The following is a 16,417-nucleotide window of genomic DNA, read 5'->3' as shown; positions in this document are numbered from 1 at the left end:
TCCGAGGAGCGCGACGCGCTCTCTCAGTTGGTCTGCGATGGAGCAACGACTTCCGACTGCTGTTTGCAGCCTGTCAGCCAAACATCATAGATCGGGTGTTCAACGGCATTGAGACCGGGGCTGTCTGCGAACATCCAGCCGGTAAAGATACGACGTACCTTACGATCGAGGGTGATTTCATCGACCTCGACAAACGAATCGATTTTCTGCGCTTCGGTTTCGTCACGCGAATAACAGACCTTCGGTGTCACCTGCAGCGCGCCGAACTGTACGGTTTCATCGATATAAACATCAAAAGACGTGATGCGGCCGGTGATCTTGTCGATACCGGAGAAGACGGCAACCTTGTTGGAAATACGCTCCGCAGCAGCATTGTTCACTACTGCGAGGGAAGGCAGGCATGCCAGTGCAATAACAGCCAGCACACGCAAAGAACCATCCCGCGTGAATTTCCTCATATCAAACCGTCCCTCAAGAATTGAAACCGCAAGCACGCCAAAGCAAACCTGCTTTCCAGCTATAGTGCGAATATGGCGAAAAGCGTGCAGCAGCCTGATTCAGTTGCCCGGTGTCCAGGCGTCGTAGTCGCCAGTCACGCGAGGACGTTCGCCAGGAACAGCAAGCGAGCCCTTCGGGCGGTAAGCCTGCGACGTGCCTGTGAGGTTTGGCTGGTGTGCCTTCTGCCAGTCGCGTGGCTTGTAGTCTTCCTGCGAAGGAGGCACATCGGTGCGGTAGTGCATCCAGCCGTGCCAGCCTGGCGGAATTGCGGAAGCTTCTGCGTAACCGTTGTAAACAACCCAACGACGCGGCATTCCCCAGGAGGTTGTGCCGCCTTCGTAGTAGATATTACCCAACTCGTCCTGCCCTACCTTCTTGCCGAAACGCCATGTGTGAAAGCGCGCTCCGATCGTCTGGCCATTCCACCAGGTGAAGATTTGAGTGATAAGAGTCTTCATATCCGTTCCTTCGGCTTGCCCATGCAAGCGCCTACGCAAGCGCAGCATGCTGGCATCAGCTTATGCCGCCATGCGGCGCGATTGTCCAGTATTTCCAATCATCACAATGTTATTTCAGCTTCATTCTGAAGCCGAAATGTCGCCTCTCGAAGCCAAGCCGTTCGTAAAAGCGATGCGCATCCAGCCGCGCCACGTTCGAGACGAGCTGCACCGTGCCAATATCCAGCTTTTTTGCCTTGTCGATGCAGTAATCGACCATGATGGCGCCAATGCCCTGCCCGCGCATGTCAGACCGCGTCTGCACTGCTTCCATGGCCATGGAAACCGATCCACGGCCGACCAGCTTGTTGAGAATGACCGTCTGGAACGTACCGACGATTTCGCCTTCCAACTCCACCACATAGAGGCTTTCATTGGGGGATGCGGCAATGGTATCAAAGGCCCTGCTGTAATCAGCAAGCGCCTCCGGGTCGGTCGTGTCGCCGTGCGAGCCAACCTCGTCAGCGGCGTAAATGGCGGCAAGCGCTGGAATATCACGCTCCTGCGCCTCGCGAATCGTCAGTTGTTCGGCCGAGATCTTCATCTGCGCAGGCTCTTTTCCATGACGATTCCGGGCAGACCTTCAACGCCGGCCATCCGCTCGATTTCATCAACCTCGACAAAACCAACGCCTTGATAGAAGGCAATCGCGGGCTTGTTGTTGGGATCGACCTCTAGGCGCATGATTTCTGCGTCGGGGAAGCAGGTTTCCAGTTCGGCAAAAATGTCTCTGCCTACGCCTTGGCGCTGGAATTCCGGCGCAACATAAAGCTGATACAACAATGCCGTCTTGGTCATCTTGGTGGACATGGCAGCATATCCCATGCCGCCGAGACGCTTGCCATCATCTGCAACCAGAAACTCGCCGCCCTTTTTCTCGATGCGCTCCTTGATGGCCTGTGGCGAATGCCAGCTGGCAATCATCTGCTTGACCTTGTCCTCGCCGTAGAGCGGGTCATAGGTGGCGTGCCATGTCTGGGCCAGCAATGTGCGAACTTTCTCAATATCGCGCTCACTCGCTGTGCGAACGAAAAACATGATAAAATTCCTTTTTCTAAAAAGAAAAGGCCGGGCACCTTTTCCGGTCCCGGCCCCATCTCTGTCAAAACGACCTTATTCTTCTATGCCCAGCTTGGCCTTGACCAGAGCCTGGACGGCCTGTGGATTGGCCTTGCCGCCGGTGGACTTCATCACCTGACCAACGAACCAGCCGGCAAGGGTCGGCTTTGCCTTGACCTTCTCGACCTGATCCGGGTTGGCGGCGATGATTTCATCCACAGCCTTTTCGATGGCGCCGGTGTCTGTCACCTGCTTCATGCCACGGCTTTCAACGAACTCGGCCGGATTGCCGCCTTCGTTCCAGACGATTTCGAACAGGTCCTTGGCGATCTTGCCGGAGATGGTTTCAGCCTTGATGAGGTCAATGATGCCACCGAGCTGATCGGCAGAAACAGGAGTCTCTTCAATGCCTTTGCTGGCTTTGTTCAAGGCGCCCAGCAAGTCGTTGATAATCCAGTTCGCAGCCAGCTTGGCATCGCGACCAGCCGCAACGGCTTCATAATAATCGGCAATTGCCTTTTCAGACACCAGAATGGAAGCGTCATAAACCGACAGGCCCAGTTCGCTTACAAAACGTTCTTTCTTGTCGTCAGGCAGTTCCGGCAGGTCAGCCTTCAGGCTTTCAATGAAAGCGTCATCGAATTCCAGCGGCAGCAGGTCCGGATCTGGGAAATAGCGGTAGTCATGCGCATCTTCCTTGGAGCGCATCGAGCGGGTTTCGCCCTTGACCGGATCGAACAGGCGGGTTTCCTGATCGATCGAACCGCCGTCTTCGAGAATGCCGATCTGACGACGGGCTTCGGATTCGATGGCCTGACCGATGAAACGGATGGAGTTGACGTTCTTGATTTCGCACCGTGTGCCAAACTCGCCGCCCGGCTTGCGTACGGAAACGTTGACGTCAGCGCGCATCGAGCCTTCGTCCATGTTACCATCGCAGGTGCCAAGGTAACGCACGATGGCGCGCAGCTTGGTCATGTAAGCCTTGGCTTCATCGGCGGAGCGCATGTCAGGCTTGGAGACGATTTCCATCAAGGCAACGCCCGAACGGTTAAGGTCTACAAACGACATTGTCGGGTGCTGGTCATGCATCGACTTGCCGGCATCCTGTTCCAGATGCAGACGCTCGATACCGATTTCGATATCTTCAAAATTGCCCTGACGGTCCGGTCCGAGCGAGATGATGATCTTGCCCTCGCCGACAATCGGGTCCTTGAACTGCGAAATCTGGTAACCTTGCGGCAAATCCGGATAGAAATAGTTCTTGCGGTCAAAGATCGAACGCTTGTTGATCTGGGCCTTGAGGCCAAGACCTGTACGAACGGCCTGTGCAACACATTCCTGGTTAATGACCGGCAACATGCCTGGCATGGCAGCATCAACCAACGACACGTTGGCGTTTGGCGCATTGCCGAACGACGTGGATGCGCCTGAGAAAAGTTTCGAATTGGACAAAACCTGTGCGTGGACTTCCATTCCGATCACAATTTCCCAATCGCCGGTAGCACCGGGAATGAAGCGTTTCGGATCTGGTGTGCGCACATCTACAAGGGTCATATCAAGCTCGCGGGATACATTCTTTTCTGTTTGTGGGGTAAAACAAATGTGCTGCATGCGCAAGACTTGTCGCGCTGTTGAAGCCGAGACAAGTTGCCTTGTCACACAATTGGAAAATATATTGGGTATCGCACCATACTCTATCGGTTCCGTCAGCGTTTTGCGCCTCACACAGAGATTATCGCCATGAACAAAACTTCCCTCTTTTACGGATCACTCGCAGCAGCCTCTTTTTTGCCGGCATGGCGCCCGCCCAGGATGCACCGGTGAAGGATCAGGTCGCCCTGATGACCGACGCCAAGGCACAGAAGCTGACGGGCATTGCCCGCAAGACCAAGGACGTCGATGCCCGCCCCGCAGTGGCGGGAGAGGTTATTGTCACCATCATCAAGGGTGAAGGTGTCGAAACCAAATCCAAACCGGCAGAAGCCGGTGACTGGGTTGTTCGCAACCGTTGCCCGGAAACCGGCAACGAGGAGATACTGGTCAAGGCCGCCAAGTTTCCACAGCGTTATGGCGAGGCGCAATCAAAAGCCGATGCGCAGGGTTACAGCGCCTTCAAGCCGCTTGGCAGCGAGATGAACTATTTCATTGTGTCGGAGAAAACCGGCGCTTTCACCTTCACCGCGCCTTGGGGTGAAAGCATGGTTGCCAAGCCGGGCGATGCTATTGTGCAGGTGCCAGCAGACGAAAAGGACACCTACCGGATCGCCGCCAACTCGTTCAAATGCACCTACGAGATCGTGTCGCCTGCCCCATAATTCGGGCGGCTGTGCAACACCTCAAAATCCGGGGCCGTAGGTATCCTTCGGCTCCTCGACCAACTGCTTGCTCAAGCCGATGGATTGCACGTCGCGGTCCAGCTTCGGCGCATAGGTCACGGTCAACCAGTTCACGCTGTAGCCATGCTTCTGGAAAAAAGCGATGGCCTGCTCGTTCTGGGCATGGCTTTCCACCCGCACCGATGTGAAGCCCTGCTCGATAATTTCCCGTTCGACATCGGCAAGAAGCAATGCCCCCACGCCTTTGCGCTGATATTGCGGCCCGATCCAGAAATCGCTGATCTTGTCATCGAAGTGTTCGCGGGCCGCCCAACCGACAATTTCGCCATCCAGTTCCGCGACCGTAATGCTCAGCCACGAGGACAGCGTGAAATTTTCAAAGGCAGATCGGGCGTTTTCACTGAGCGCTTTGGTAACGCCAATCGGCGCCATGGCCATTTCCCAGGCCCGCAACCCCAGGGCTGCAAGTGATGCCGCTTCGTCTTCCCGCGCATTGCGTATGCTGACCAAATGCTACCTCCGATCGTCCGGTTGCAGTAGACCATTCATTCCCGCATTTGACCAGTACAAGCTTTCGCCAAGCTCTTCATTCAACATGTATATTTGAGAGTTGTCTCATTTACCGCCGTGGCCGTGTTCTGTGGCCATGCGAACACAGCAACACGGATTGAAACAGGATGCGCACAACACGAGAATCACCTGGACTTGACCATGGCGGCCCTGCCCGCTAACCAGAAAATGTAACGAAGGAGCCTTTATGTTCTCTCAATCGGAGTCCCGGTAACGGCCCTGCCCGCAAGTATCTTGCGCGCCGGGCCCAAATGAAACCGAGCCGGATGCTTTTATGGCACCCGGGTGTGTTTTCATGCGTCCTTGAGGACGCCGACCGGATTTCCGAAAATGGACATTTCACGCGCCGAACAGCGCATCCTTCACCTGCTCGCGCAAGGCGGCAGAATAGAACTCGTTCGAGACGACAATCGCAAAATCGAAAAGCTGAGCCTTTACACCCGTGACGGCTGGGTTTTCAGCGGTCTCAACCTAGAGACCTTCCGCAAGCTGAAACGCAAGCGGGCCATCGCGTCTGCCGGTGGCAAGCCTTATCGCATCACCACACGCGGGCTGGAACTGGTACGCGGTGAACTCGACAACAGGTAAATGGCTGTGCCGGGCGGTAGCAATGCTGCCCGGTGCATTTCTGCAGATTAGAGCACCTGTTCCAACCGCACCTTTTGCAGTTCCACCTTCATGCTGTCAGACCATTGCTGGCCCTGCCAGACGATTTGAAAACCGCACCGTTCGTAAAGGCGGATGGCTGAGACGTTTTTAGCGTGGGTGCTGATCGTCACGGTCCCGATGCCGGCTGCGCGCATCTTCTGCAGAAAATGCTCAACCAGTGCGCGACCGAAGCCACGCCCCTGCCATTCAGGGCCGACCCAAAGGTCAGAAATGTGGTTGGGCTCACCATCCCGCGCACCCCAGCCGGCAATCTCACCGTCGATCTCGACCACTGCGATATCGCTGGTTGATGTGGCGGCAAATTGCGCAAATTCACCCCGGACACGCTCAATGACTGATGGATCGAGATAGACATCCTCGAATGCGTTGCTGGATTGCCATGCCCGAAAACCAACAAGGCCGACCGCTTCACGGTCAGCCTCGTTCATAGCGCGAATGTAAAAGGTGCTTACCACCACTTGGCAGGCGTGAACTTGCCTGCAGCCTGTTCAATGGCATGAGCTGTCTTGAACAGCGTTTCTTCCTCGAAAGGCTTGCCGATGAGCTGCAAACCAAGCGGCAGACCCTTGCCATCAAGACCGGCAGGAACCGAAAGACCCGGCAGGCCAGCCATGTTGACCGTAATGGTGAACACGTCCTGCAGGTACATCTTGACTGGATCCGATGCCAGTTCCTCATCACCAATGGCGAATGCAGACGACGGGGTGATTGGCGCCAGGATGGCATCAACGCCTTCATGGAAGACGTTTTCGAAGTCACGCTTGATCAGCGTGCGAACCTTCTGCGCCTTCAGGTAATAGGCATCGTAATAACCGGCCGACAGCACATAGGTGCCAACCATGATACGGCGCTGAACTTCCTTGCCGAAACCGGCAGCGCGGGAGTTCTGGTACATTTCGGCAATGTTGCCACCGTCAACGCGCAGGCCGTAACGAACGCCGTCATAACGAGCAAGGTTGGAAGAGGCTTCGGCAGGTGCGACGATATAATAGGCTGGCAGAGCGTATTTGGTGTGCGGCAGGGAGATGTTGACGATCTCCGCACCCGCATCCTTCAGCCACTCGATACCCTGTGCCCAGAGCTTTTCGATTTCTTCCGGCATGCCGTCGATGCGGTACTCCTTTGGAATACCAATCTTGAGGCCCTTCAGCGACTGGCCAATGGCCTTTTCATAGTCCGGCACCGGCAGATCAACCGACGTGGTATCCTTTGTGTCTACGCTTGCCATGGTCTTCAACAGGATGGCGGCGTCGCGCACGTCGCGGGCAATCGGACCGGCCTGATCGAGCGAGGATGCATAGGCTGCGATACCCCAGCGCGAGCAACGGCCGTAGGTTGGCTTGATGCCGACTGTGCCGGTGAAGGCAGCAGGCTGACGGATGGAGCCACCAGTATCGGTTGCGGTTGCACCGGCGCACAGATGTGCAGCAACGGCAGCGGCCGAACCACCGGAGGAACCGCCAGGCACCAGCTTCTGGTCAGAACCATTGGCGCGCCATGGGTTGATGGCCGGACCGTAATAAGAGCTTTCGTTGGAAGAGCCCATTGCGAACTCGTCCATGTTCAGCTTGCCCAGCAGAACCGCACCGGCGTCCCACAGGTTCTGCGTGACTGTCGATTCGTACTTTGGCTTGAAGCCATCGAGAATGTGCGAGCAGGCCTGCGTGTGGATATCGCGCGTGGCGAACAGGTCCTTGACGCCAAGCGGAATACCTTCGAGCGCACCGCCCTTGCCGGCTGCCAGCTTCCCGTCAGACGCTTTTGCCATCTCACGTGCCTTTTCAGGCGTGGTGGCGACATAGGTGTTCAGCTTTTCATTGGCAGCATCAATAGCCGCAAGATAGGCGTCCGTCAGTTCGACGGCGGTAATATCCTTCGCATGCAGTTTGTCGCGTGCTTCGGCAATGGTGAGGCTGGTCAGTTCGGTCATATCGGCAACGGCTTTCGAATTTTAGAAAATCGGACTGGCAAATGCGGTTATCAAGTTCCTGTCTGGCACTGGCATTTGCGAAACTGCGTCACGCGTTTCGCGCCAGTATATCCAAGGCTTACTCGACGACCTTTGGAACCATGAAGAAGTTCCGTTCGGACACCGGCGCATTGGCCACAATGTCTTCCGCCTTGTTGCCATCAGTCACGGCATCGGCACGCTTGCGCATCTCCATCGGCGTAACTGACGTCATTGGCTCAACGCCATCGACATTCACTTCCGAGAGCTGCTCCACAAAGCCAAGGATGCCATTCAGCTGGCCCAGCATCTGGTTTGCTTCGTCTTCGGTGACGGCAATACGGGCAAGTTGCGCAACGCGTTTTACGGTGGCGAGATCGACGGACATGTTTCTTCTCCGATGGAATATCCAGAGCCGGTAACCGCCCTTTCGGGAGCTGTGACCGGCCCTTTCGTGTTCTTGTGCTGTTTCCAGCAAAAACCGGCGGCCGGTTTTCCTGAAACTGCTTTACTTCGCTATAATGTTCATGCCCGTCATTCGCAACGGTAGAATATCAGAACGTGATGCTTGCCCCGGCTTTCGGCGTTTCAACCGTGGACTGGGCGCCTTCCATGCCAGCGACGAACTTTTCCGGTGTCTGATCGACAATCGGGAACGAGCCATAGTGGCAAGGCACGACATAACGGAAGTTGAAATAGCGCTGGCAGGCGAGCGCTGCAACCGCACCACCCATGGTGAAGCGGTCACCGATCGGCACAAGGCCAACTTCAGGCTGGTGCAGCTCGTTGATCAGCGCCATGTCGGAGAAAATATCCGTGTCGCCCATGTGGTAGACGGTTGGACCGTCTTCAAAATGCAGCATCAGGCCATTGGCATTGCCCAGTGCGTGCGAAACGCCGTCTTCGGTGATCTGTGCGGAAGAATGCAGCGCATTGGTGAAGGTGGCGGAAAAGCCGAACTTTTCGAACGCGACGGTACCGCCGGTGTTGCCGACTTCGATCTTTTCAACACCCTTGGTGCCAAGCCATGCACCGAGATCGGCATTGGCCAGAACCGTGGCACCCGTCTCCTGCGCCAAGCGCACCGTATCGCCAACATGGTCACCGTGACCGTGAGTCAAAAGGATATGGGTGATACCGCTTGCCACATCCTTGGCGTCTTGGCCGGTGAAGGATGGGTTACCCGTCAGGAACGGATCGATGAGAATTTTGGCATTTCCGGTTTCAAGACGGAAAGCGGAGTGACCAAGCCATGTCAGTTTCATCGTGTATCTCCTGATTTCAATTCAGATTTTCGTTTCTGTTACGGTAGAAAATGTCATATGTCAGCAACGATAAACACATCATGACAGGGCAGAACCATGGCGAACATTACCATTGAGGAACTGGCGCAGGTTCTGCAACCGGGTCAGGCCATTGCAGGTCTCGACCTTGGCACAAAGACCATAGGCCTTGCCATGTCGGATCTTTCACGACGGTTTGCCACCCCTCGCCCGGTGATCAAACGGGTAAAGTTTACGCAGGATGCGCAGGTTCTTCTGAATTTCGCGGCGAAGGAAAAAGTTCTGGCCTTTGTTATAGGCCTGCCAATGAACATGGACGGTTCTGCGGGACCACGTGTTCAGGCAACCCGCGCCTTCGTGCGCTCAATGGGTGAAAAAACCGACCTGCCCTTTGTCTATTGGGACGAGCGTCTTTCAACGGTTGCGGCAGAACGTGCGCTTTTGGAAATGGATGTTTCCCGTGCCAAGCGGGCCGAACGCATCGATTCGGCCGCCGCCAGCTTTATTCTTCAAGGCGCTCTGGACAGATTGTCGGCACTCGGCAGGACGATCTCGCTGCCATCTGAAGACTGAGCATTTCCCCGCCACCATTTGGCAATGGCCTTGCGCTTGCGAAAGCCCATGATCGCAAACACGATCAGGCTGTCGACCACGATGGCGCGTGCCACCAATGGGGGAATTGTCTCGGGCGGAATGCCGAGAATATTTCCATAGATATTGAACACCAACTCATGCGCTTCACGCGTCAGCATAAAGATGCCGAAGCTCATGTCGTAGTATGACAGACCGTACCAGCTACCCAGAAGCGTGATTGGCCCGGCCCACAAAATCAGAAACCACTTCATGCCGCCTGCTCCTGATTAAACACACCGTAAGGCAGACCGGACACGACGATCCATCTGGCGAAGGCCATTATACACAGGTTCACAGTCGGAGCATAAATGTCCAACGGCAAGAATGCAAAAAACGTCATCATGACGCACAAGGATATCCAACGGTACACGGCGGTTCCTCTGCATACGCTCAACCGGCGCATGGTTAACAAATCATTAACGTAATGTGGACCTGCAGAAATGATGGCGCAAACACAACATGAAAACATGGTTAACGTGAGCCGTCCAACTGTGGAAAACTTTCCCTCCGCCAAAACAACAAAAACCCGTCGGATAAGTTCCGACGGGTTTGCATTTTGATTTACTTACATACCTTGATATACAGGCGATCTCAGCCGTAAACGCCCCTCACCAGTCGCTTGACAGCGGTTTCAATTTTTTCCCAATCCTTCGACGTCTTCATCGGGACACCGGCAAACTGGCCGCTGGTGGCAGCAGAAATAACAATGTGCTGGATCGCCCCGAACAAAACGGCATTAACGGCGGCGGTATCAACACCCTTGGGTGCCGCCAGCGATCCCTTCATCCGTTCCAGCCACTTGGCTAACGACTTGGCACGGGCTTCCGCCAGACGGGTCACTTGCGGGGAACTGTCAGACACTTCCCAGGCAACGATCTTGCAGACTAGCGGGTCTTCTCGCAGCGCATCCATGAAATACAGCGCCAGCTTTTCCATCAGGTCGCCATAGGTCAGCAGAAACATGCCGCCGGTGTCTTCTGGAATGCGGTCCTTGACCCAGGAGCCAAGGTCTTCGCCAATCGCATCGACCAGACCTTCAAGGCCGCCGAAATAACGATAGATCAACTGCTTGTCGCAGCCAGCACGGCGCGCAACGGCGTTGATGCCGAAGCCCTGAAAGCCTTCCTCTGCCAGCAAAGCTTTTGCGGCATTGAAGATGATCTTTTCCGTCGCGGCGCGATCCTTGATGCGCGGGGCCGGTTTTGTTTCAAGTATCGATTCGAGCAAGGCGTCTAACTGTCTGTTGTTGTTGCCGGAAAACAGAAAAAACTTTCAACGCGGTGCGCCGTTATCAGCGCGCTGCGTCATCAATCTGATTCATGCGACCTGTCTGTTGTCATGTTGTGTCGCCTGTCTTTACCCCTGATGTGTTTCACCACCGGGAGACATGCTGTTAGCCGGATTACTGCATAGAATCGCGATTGGAAATTGTTTTCAGCAGAAAATCCGCACGATCCTCAACATTTGTTTTGGGAATCGTTACAACGCGATAGCCATAATCGCTGTAACTTTGAATCAAGGCCTCGTAACTGGCCACAGCATCGTCAAAACCATGCTGTCTTTCGCTGTCCGTCTGGTAGATTTCCCGCCATGGCGGAACGGCAAATACCGTCTCGTTATACCTGAATCTGCGGGCCGCCGTTTCAAACCACGGTTTTGGTTCAAGACCGGCATGGGCCGCGCCACTGATCTGATCGATAATACCGCGATCAAAAAACGTCACGCCGGGACGTTTGGCAGCCTCGATCATGAAATTGATGGAACGCGAAATCGTCAGATCGATGAAAGCCGACAGGTTTTGCCAAGGCAGCGCATCGCCGCCAATATAGAGTTGTTCCTTGACCAGTTGGCGGCCCGGCTCCTCGCAGGCGTCAAAACCGCGTTTTGCCAGTTCTGACAACAACGAGGACTTTCCGCCGCCCGAGCAGCCGGTCAGGATGATGAAACGCGCAGACTGCCCCTCAACCAGCGCCGGATCATAGATATTTTCGATCAAGGCTGTCATGGGCAGTCAGGCTTTATGAAACAGGCGGATAAAGCAGGTCGACGATGTAGGAGGCGTCGAAGCGCGAATCCAGCATGCCATAGGTCGAACGCCAGCCACCCGCCAGACGGGTTTCCAGGAAGGCATCGGCGATGCGTCCTGCTCCCAGTCGGCACAGTTCAGCGGCCGCTGCGGCCAGTGCCAGCTGTTCGATCAGCAGGCGGGCTGCACCCTCATCACGCTCGCACAGCGCAATGGCGGCACGCAGAACTTCGGTGGTCTTCTTGCCAGATGGCCCAAGGTCACGTTCAAGAACGCTGAACACCAATTCGAACAGATCCTTGCCCCGTTCCAGCACCCGCAGGACATCCAGCGCCATGACGTTGCCGGAGCCTTCCCAGATGGCATTCACAGGGGCTTCACGGTAATGACGGGCAATCGGGCGCTCTTCGACGTAACCATTGCCACCCAGGCATTCCATGGATTCGTAGATCAAGGCAGGCGCGATCTTGCAGCACCAGTATTTGACGGCTGGCGTCATGACGCGTGCATAAGCGGCTTCGGCCGGATTGTTACGCGCATTGTCAAAGGCAGACGCCAGACGGAAAGACAGCGCCGTGGCAGCTGCCACATCCAACGCCATATCGGCCAGAACACGGGTCATGATCGGCTGGCTGATCAGGTTTTTGCCAAATACCTGACGACCACGGGTGTAATGCACCGCTTCCGCCAGCGAGGCGCGCATGATACCGGCAGAGGCCAGCGCGCAATCAAGCCGTGTCAGCGTGACCATGTCGAGAATGGTGCGAATGCCGGTACCGGGATCGCCCAGAATGTACCCGAAGGCATCGGTGAATTCGACTTCGGCCGACGCGTTGGAACGATTGCCGAGCTTGTCCTTCAGGCGCTGCAGGCGCAGGCCGTTGGACGAACCATCTTCGAGAATGCGCGGCACCAGGAAGCAACCCATGCCGTCGCCCATCTGCGCCAGCATGACGAAACCGTCACTCATCGGCGCTGACAGGAACCACTTGTGGCCGGACAGACGATAGATACCCTCGCCCACCCGTTCTGCGCTGGTGCGGTTGGCACGCACATCAGTGCCACCCTGCTTTTCCGTCATGCCCATGCCGACGGTGACGGCAGTTTTCTGCATGGCCGGCTTGTTGGTCGAATCATATTTGCGCGACAGGATTTTCGGCGCCCACTCTTTCTGGACGCGTGGCGATGCCATGAGAGCGGCCACCGAGGCGCTGGTCATGGTCAACGGGCACAGATGGCCGGCTTCAAGCTGCGCTGTCAGATAAAACCGCGTGGCACGTGCCTTATGCTCGTTGCCGCGGGTATCGGGATTGGTTTCCCAGGCGCTGGAATGCAGGCCCGACGCCATGGAACGGCGCATCAACGCATGCCATGCCGGATGAAACTCAACCTGATCCAGACGCTCGCCACGCGGACCATGGGTGCGCAACTGCGGCACGCCCTGATTTGCCATGCGGGCAAGTTCCTGCGCCTCAGGCGAGGTAACATAGCGTCCAAGCTGGTCGAATTCGTCACGCAACGGGCGCGCCAGATCCGATGTCAGGTCAACGATAAGAGGGTCCGAGCGATAGGCATTGATTCCCGCCCATGGGGCAGGTTGATTCAATTCGGCGAGCGCTTCTTCAGTCCGGGAATTCTGAGTCATGAATTGCTTCTAGCTGAGTTTTTTCCAAATTGCATGGGGGTCATATTGGATAATGCCACCCATCAGAAGCTGTCGTGGCAATTCCATTCCCCCATGTGCAACTTTCTCTGCCTTGCAACCAGCCTTACAAAATACCGAAGACATTTCCGGCAAGGCCAAGCGACAGCACCATCAGAAATACCGAGGCAACGCAGCGTACCAGTCGTGGCGAATGTTCGCTGGCGCCGCGAATGAAGAAAGAACCGGCCGACAACCAAACGAGTGCCACACAGATGATCAGCATGGAAAACATGGCGATATAGGGCAGAAGTTCCGCGACCGACCCCTGCGGCATTAACACGAGTGCGATGATGATTGCCTTGGGGTTAAGGCATGTGGTGACGAAAACGCGGCGCACGGTGATGGCATGTGCGGTGGCTGTCGACTGTGGCAATGTCCACAGGCGAATCGCCAGAAACGATACCCAGACCGCCGAACACAGCTTGATTGCCTGCGAAATGGCGGTGTGCGTGGCCAGAAACTCCGATGCCAGCATGGTCAGCGGCACGACAACCAGCAGATAACCGCAGATTTCGCCCAGCATCAAAGGCAGCGATGCGCGCACCCCTCGCCCGGCACCGGACAAGGCGAGAAGCGTATTTGTCGGGCCCGGTGTCAGCAACAGCGCAAGAATGGCAAATGCAAAAGCGGAATAGGACTGCATATCTATCGTTTCCAATTCACCCTGAACGGCCGTGGTGACCGCTCAACCTGTCCCGACACTGCCCATTCATCTCGGTTCACGCCTTGATATAAAGCAAGTGGGGGAAACATCATCACGTTTTCACATTCATCCACCATCGGACGCTTGCCCCACGCCGATGCGTTCTCTATAGAGCGCAGGACCGAATTCCGCGGCACTCCACAGGCGTGTTCACAGCGAATGGGAGCGCACGGATACAGCATTCGGGCGTTCCGGGCATTTTCAAGGGAAGATGCGGCGCCCGTCAGGAGGCACACCGCATGGTCTTCTTCCCCCACCGCCATCTGCTTGGCATCAAGGGCCTTTCTCATCAGGATATCACCACTCTTCTCGACAAGGCCGATGAGGCTGTCAAAATCAGCCGTCAGCGCGAGAAAAAGACCACCACTCTGCGTGGTCTGACGCAGATCAACCTGTTCTTCGAAGCATCCACCCGCACACAGTCTTCTTTTGAACTGGCCGGAAAACGTCTGGGCGCCGATGTGATGAACATGTCGGTTGGCAACTCCTCCGTCAAAAAGGGTGAGACGCTGATCGATACGGCCATGACACTGAACGCCATGCGGCCGGACGTGCTGGTCGTGCGCCACTCCTCGGCTGGTGCCGCCGCGCTTCTCGCGCAAAAAGTGGCCTGCTCAGTGGTGAACGCCGGCGATGGCCAGCATGAGCACCCGACTCAGGCGCTTCTTGATGCACTGACGATCCGTCGCGCCAAGGGCCGTCTATCCGGCATTACGGTTGCGATCTGCGGTGACGTGCTGCATTCGCGCGTCGCCCGCTCCAACATCATTCTTCTCAATCAGATGGGTGCAAGGGTGCGTGTGGTTGCACCGCCAACTCTGCTGCCATCCGGTATCGCCGACATGAGCGTGGAAGTGTACCACTCCATGGCGGAGGGTCTGAAAGGTGCCGACGTGGTGATGATGCTGCGTTTGCAGCGTGAGCGCATGGCCGGTTCCTTCGTGCCTTCGGTGCGCGAATATTTCCATTATTACGGACTGGATGCCGAAAAGCTGAAAGCCGCCAAGGAAGACGCGCTGGTCATGCACCCCGGCCCGATGAACCGTGGTGTCGAAATTGCCTCCGAAGTGGCCGATGGCCCACAGAGCGTGATCGAAAGCCAGGTTGAAATGGGTGTCGCCGTGCGCATGGCTGTCATGGAAACCCTGCTTCTTTCGCAAAATCAGGGAGAACGCGCATGAGCGTCGCAACCGTTCTCAAGAACGCCCGTATCATCGACCCGTCCCGCAATATCGATGAAACCGGCACGATCATCATCGACGCCGATGGCACGATCCTCGCCGCTGGCAAGGATGCGCAAAACCAAGGCACGCCTGAAGGTGCCACCGTCCGTGACGCCAAGGGTCTGCTTGCCGTTCCCGGCCTGGTCGATGCCCGCGTGTTTATTGGCGAACCCGGCGCCGAACACCGCGAAACCATCGAATCCGCTTCGCGTGCAGCGGCCGCCGGTGGCGTGACATCCTTCATCATGATGCCGGACACCGATCCTGTCATTGACGACATCGCGCTGGTCGAGTTCGTCAAAAAGATGGTGCGTGACAAGGCCATCGTGAACGTGCACCCGGCAGCGGCCCTGACAAAGGGGTTGAAGGGTGAGGAAATGACCGAGTTCGGCCTGTTGCAGGAAGCCGGTGCGGTCGCCTTCACCAATGGTCGCCACGCGCTGTCCGATACGCTGGTGTTACGACGTGCCATGACCTATGCCCGCGAACTGGGTGCGGTGATCGCCCTTGAAACCCGCGACAAATATATCGGCAGCGGCGACATGAATGAGGGGCTTTTTGCAAGCTGGCTCGGCCTGTCCGGCGTGCCGAAAGAAGCCGAGATCATTCCGCTGGAGCGTGACCTGCGCATTGCCGGTCTGACCCGCGCCAACTACCACGCGGCCAAGATTTCCGTGCCGGAATCGGCAGAAGCGATCAAGGTTGCCAAGTCCCGTGGTGTCAAAGCCACCAGCGGCATTTCCATCAACCACCTGACACTCAACGAAAACGACATTGGCGAATACCGCACCTTCTTCAAGCTGCAGCCGCCATTGCGCGCCGAAGATGATCGCATGGCCATGGTTGAAGCACTGAAGGATGGCACGATCGACATCATCGTGTCCTCGCATGACCCGCAGGACGTTGACACCAAGCGCCTGCCGTTTGGTGATGCGGCAAGCGGTGCCGTAGGTCTGGAGACCATGCTGGCGGCAGCTCTTCGTCTGCACCACAGCGGCCATGTGCCACTCATGCGCCTGATCGATGCGCTGTCCACCCGTCCGGCACAGATTTTCGGCCTGGATGCCGGCACGCTCAAGCCGGGTGCCAAGGCGGATATCACGCTGATCGATCTCGACGAGCCATGGCTGGTTTCAAGGGATGCACTGGTCTCTAAATCCAAAAACACACCGTTTGAAGATGCGCGGTTCAGCGGCCGGGCAGTTTCGACCTACGTGGCAGGCAAGCTGGTGTACAGCGCGTAGAGCACAGGCGTCTTTAAAGA

Annotated in this window: 20 protein-coding genes; 5 read left to right on the top strand and 15 right to left on the bottom strand. The window is 56.4% G+C overall.

What is annotated here, in order from left to right; all coding sequences use genetic code 11:
- Positions 1–23: 23 nt before the first annotated feature.
- The 5 genes from ACZ5FM_RS05025 to gatB form a co-directional block, all read right to left on the bottom strand.
- Positions 24–458, bottom strand: coding sequence for a DUF2155 domain-containing protein (locus tag ACZ5FM_RS05025; RefSeq protein WP_192487605.1), 435 nt, complete (start codon positions 456–458; stop codon positions 24–26).
- Between the two features lie 99 nt (positions 459–557).
- Positions 558–956, bottom strand: coding sequence for an NADH:ubiquinone oxidoreductase subunit NDUFA12 (locus ACZ5FM_RS05020; RefSeq protein ID WP_192487604.1), 399 nt, complete (start codon positions 954–956; stop codon positions 558–560).
- A gap of 109 nt (positions 957–1,065) precedes the next feature.
- The gene (locus ACZ5FM_RS05015; RefSeq protein WP_464039869.1) at positions 1,066–1,539 is read right to left on the bottom strand and encodes an N-acetyltransferase family protein; all 474 of its coding nucleotides are present in this window, start codon (positions 1,537–1,539) and stop codon (positions 1,066–1,068) included.
- Complete coding sequence (locus ACZ5FM_RS05010; protein WP_275640932.1) at positions 1,536–2,033, bottom strand: GNAT family N-acetyltransferase; 498 nt, start codon at positions 2,031–2,033, stop codon at positions 1,536–1,538. The genes ACZ5FM_RS05015 and ACZ5FM_RS05010 overlap by 4 nt, the downstream gene beginning before the upstream one ends.
- Before the next feature lie 75 nt (positions 2,034–2,108).
- On the bottom strand, positions 2,109–3,611 hold the full coding sequence (gatB, locus tag ACZ5FM_RS05005) for an Asp-tRNA(Asn)/Glu-tRNA(Gln) amidotransferase subunit GatB (RefSeq protein ID WP_464039868.1): 1,503 nt from the start codon (positions 3,609–3,611) through the stop codon (positions 2,109–2,111).
- A 266-nt stretch (positions 3,612–3,877) separates the two neighbouring features.
- Between gatB and ACZ5FM_RS05000 the strand changes: the two genes are divergently transcribed.
- Complete coding sequence (locus ACZ5FM_RS05000) at positions 3,878–4,372, top strand: hypothetical protein (RefSeq protein ID WP_464039867.1); 495 nt, start codon at positions 3,878–3,880, stop codon at positions 4,370–4,372.
- A 21-nt stretch (positions 4,373–4,393) separates the two neighbouring features.
- Here ACZ5FM_RS05000 and ACZ5FM_RS04995 read toward each other — a convergent pair whose 3' ends face one another.
- A complete protein-coding gene (locus ACZ5FM_RS04995; protein WP_464039866.1) occupies positions 4,394–4,903 on the bottom strand; it encodes an N-acetyltransferase family protein in 510 nt (169 codons plus the stop codon).
- Between the two features lie 390 nt (positions 4,904–5,293).
- Here ACZ5FM_RS04995 and ACZ5FM_RS04990 point away from each other — a divergent pair, with 390 nt between their 5' ends.
- Positions 5,294–5,551: a YjhX family toxin gene (locus ACZ5FM_RS04990; RefSeq protein WP_259145138.1), complete on the top strand. Its 258-nt coding sequence runs from the start codon at positions 5,294–5,296 to the stop codon at positions 5,549–5,551.
- A 47-nt stretch (positions 5,552–5,598) separates the two neighbouring features.
- On the opposite strand, the gene ACZ5FM_RS04985 is transcribed toward ACZ5FM_RS04990, so the two are convergent.
- The 4 genes from ACZ5FM_RS04985 to ACZ5FM_RS04970 all read right to left on the bottom strand — a co-directional run bounded on the left by ACZ5FM_RS04985 (position 5,599) and on the right by ACZ5FM_RS04970 (position 8,845).
- Complete coding sequence (locus ACZ5FM_RS04985; protein WP_275640930.1) at positions 5,599–6,060, bottom strand: GNAT family N-acetyltransferase; 462 nt, start codon at positions 6,058–6,060, stop codon at positions 5,599–5,601.
- Positions 6,061–6,080: 20 nt separating this feature from the next.
- Positions 6,081–7,562 carry an Asp-tRNA(Asn)/Glu-tRNA(Gln) amidotransferase subunit GatA gene (gatA, locus tag ACZ5FM_RS04980; RefSeq protein ID WP_464039865.1) on the bottom strand — a complete coding sequence of 494 codons (1,482 nt, stop codon included), beginning with the start codon at positions 7,560–7,562 and terminating at the stop codon, positions 6,081–6,083.
- A 118-nt stretch (positions 7,563–7,680) separates the two neighbouring features.
- Positions 7,681–7,968 (bottom strand): Asp-tRNA(Asn)/Glu-tRNA(Gln) amidotransferase subunit GatC, encoded by a 288-nt coding sequence (gatC, locus tag ACZ5FM_RS04975; protein ID WP_192487597.1) that lies wholly within the window; start codon positions 7,966–7,968, stop codon positions 7,681–7,683.
- 166 nt (positions 7,969–8,134) lie between these two features.
- Positions 8,135–8,845, bottom strand: a complete 711-nt coding sequence (locus ACZ5FM_RS04970) for a metal-dependent hydrolase (protein ID WP_192487596.1) — start codon at positions 8,843–8,845, stop codon at positions 8,135–8,137.
- A 96-nt stretch (positions 8,846–8,941) separates the two neighbouring features.
- Here ACZ5FM_RS04970 and ruvX point away from each other — a divergent pair, with 96 nt between their 5' ends.
- On the top strand, positions 8,942–9,436 hold the full coding sequence (ruvX, locus tag ACZ5FM_RS04965) for a Holliday junction resolvase RuvX (protein ID WP_275640927.1): 495 nt from the start codon (positions 8,942–8,944) through the stop codon (positions 9,434–9,436).
- Here the strand turns inward: ruvX and ACZ5FM_RS04960 are convergent.
- From ACZ5FM_RS04960 to ACZ5FM_RS04940, 5 genes are all read right to left on the bottom strand, one after another.
- Positions 9,373–9,708 carry a DUF6105 family protein gene (locus tag ACZ5FM_RS04960; RefSeq protein WP_192487594.1) on the bottom strand — a complete coding sequence of 112 codons (336 nt, stop codon included), beginning with the start codon at positions 9,706–9,708 and terminating at the stop codon, positions 9,373–9,375. The genes ruvX and ACZ5FM_RS04960 overlap by 64 nt on opposite strands.
- Before the next feature lie 379 nt (positions 9,709–10,087).
- Positions 10,088–10,723, bottom strand: coding sequence for a TetR/AcrR family transcriptional regulator (locus tag ACZ5FM_RS04955; RefSeq protein ID WP_192487887.1), 636 nt, complete (start codon positions 10,721–10,723; stop codon positions 10,088–10,090).
- 175 nt (positions 10,724–10,898) lie between these two features.
- Positions 10,899–11,501, bottom strand: a complete 603-nt coding sequence (locus ACZ5FM_RS04950; RefSeq protein WP_250982774.1) for an AAA family ATPase — start codon at positions 11,499–11,501, stop codon at positions 10,899–10,901.
- A gap of 13 nt (positions 11,502–11,514) precedes the next feature.
- The gene (locus ACZ5FM_RS04945) at positions 11,515–13,167 is read right to left on the bottom strand and encodes an acyl-CoA dehydrogenase family protein (protein ID WP_250982775.1); all 1,653 of its coding nucleotides are present in this window, start codon (positions 13,165–13,167) and stop codon (positions 11,515–11,517) included.
- 124 nt (positions 13,168–13,291) lie between these two features.
- A complete protein-coding gene (locus ACZ5FM_RS04940; protein WP_464039864.1) occupies positions 13,292–13,870 on the bottom strand; it encodes a LysE family translocator in 579 nt (192 codons plus the stop codon).
- Positions 13,871–14,169: 299 nt separating this feature from the next.
- Between ACZ5FM_RS04940 and ACZ5FM_RS04935 the strand changes: the two genes are divergently transcribed.
- Together ACZ5FM_RS04935 and ACZ5FM_RS04930 are read left to right on the top strand one after the other, a co-directional pair.
- Entirely contained in the window at positions 14,170–15,111 is a 942-nt protein-coding gene (locus tag ACZ5FM_RS04935; RefSeq protein WP_192487590.1) for an aspartate carbamoyltransferase catalytic subunit, read from the top strand.
- The gene (locus ACZ5FM_RS04930) at positions 15,108–16,397 is read left to right on the top strand and encodes a dihydroorotase (protein WP_464039863.1); all 1,290 of its coding nucleotides are present in this window, start codon (positions 15,108–15,110) and stop codon (positions 16,395–16,397) included. Before ACZ5FM_RS04935 ends, ACZ5FM_RS04930 begins: the two co-directional genes overlap by 4 nt.
- Positions 16,398–16,417: the final 20 nt, after the last annotated feature.

The organism is Agrobacterium sp. 5Ca50, from assembly GCF_055381905.1.
This window is presented reverse-complemented; position numbering and strand designations above follow the sequence as displayed.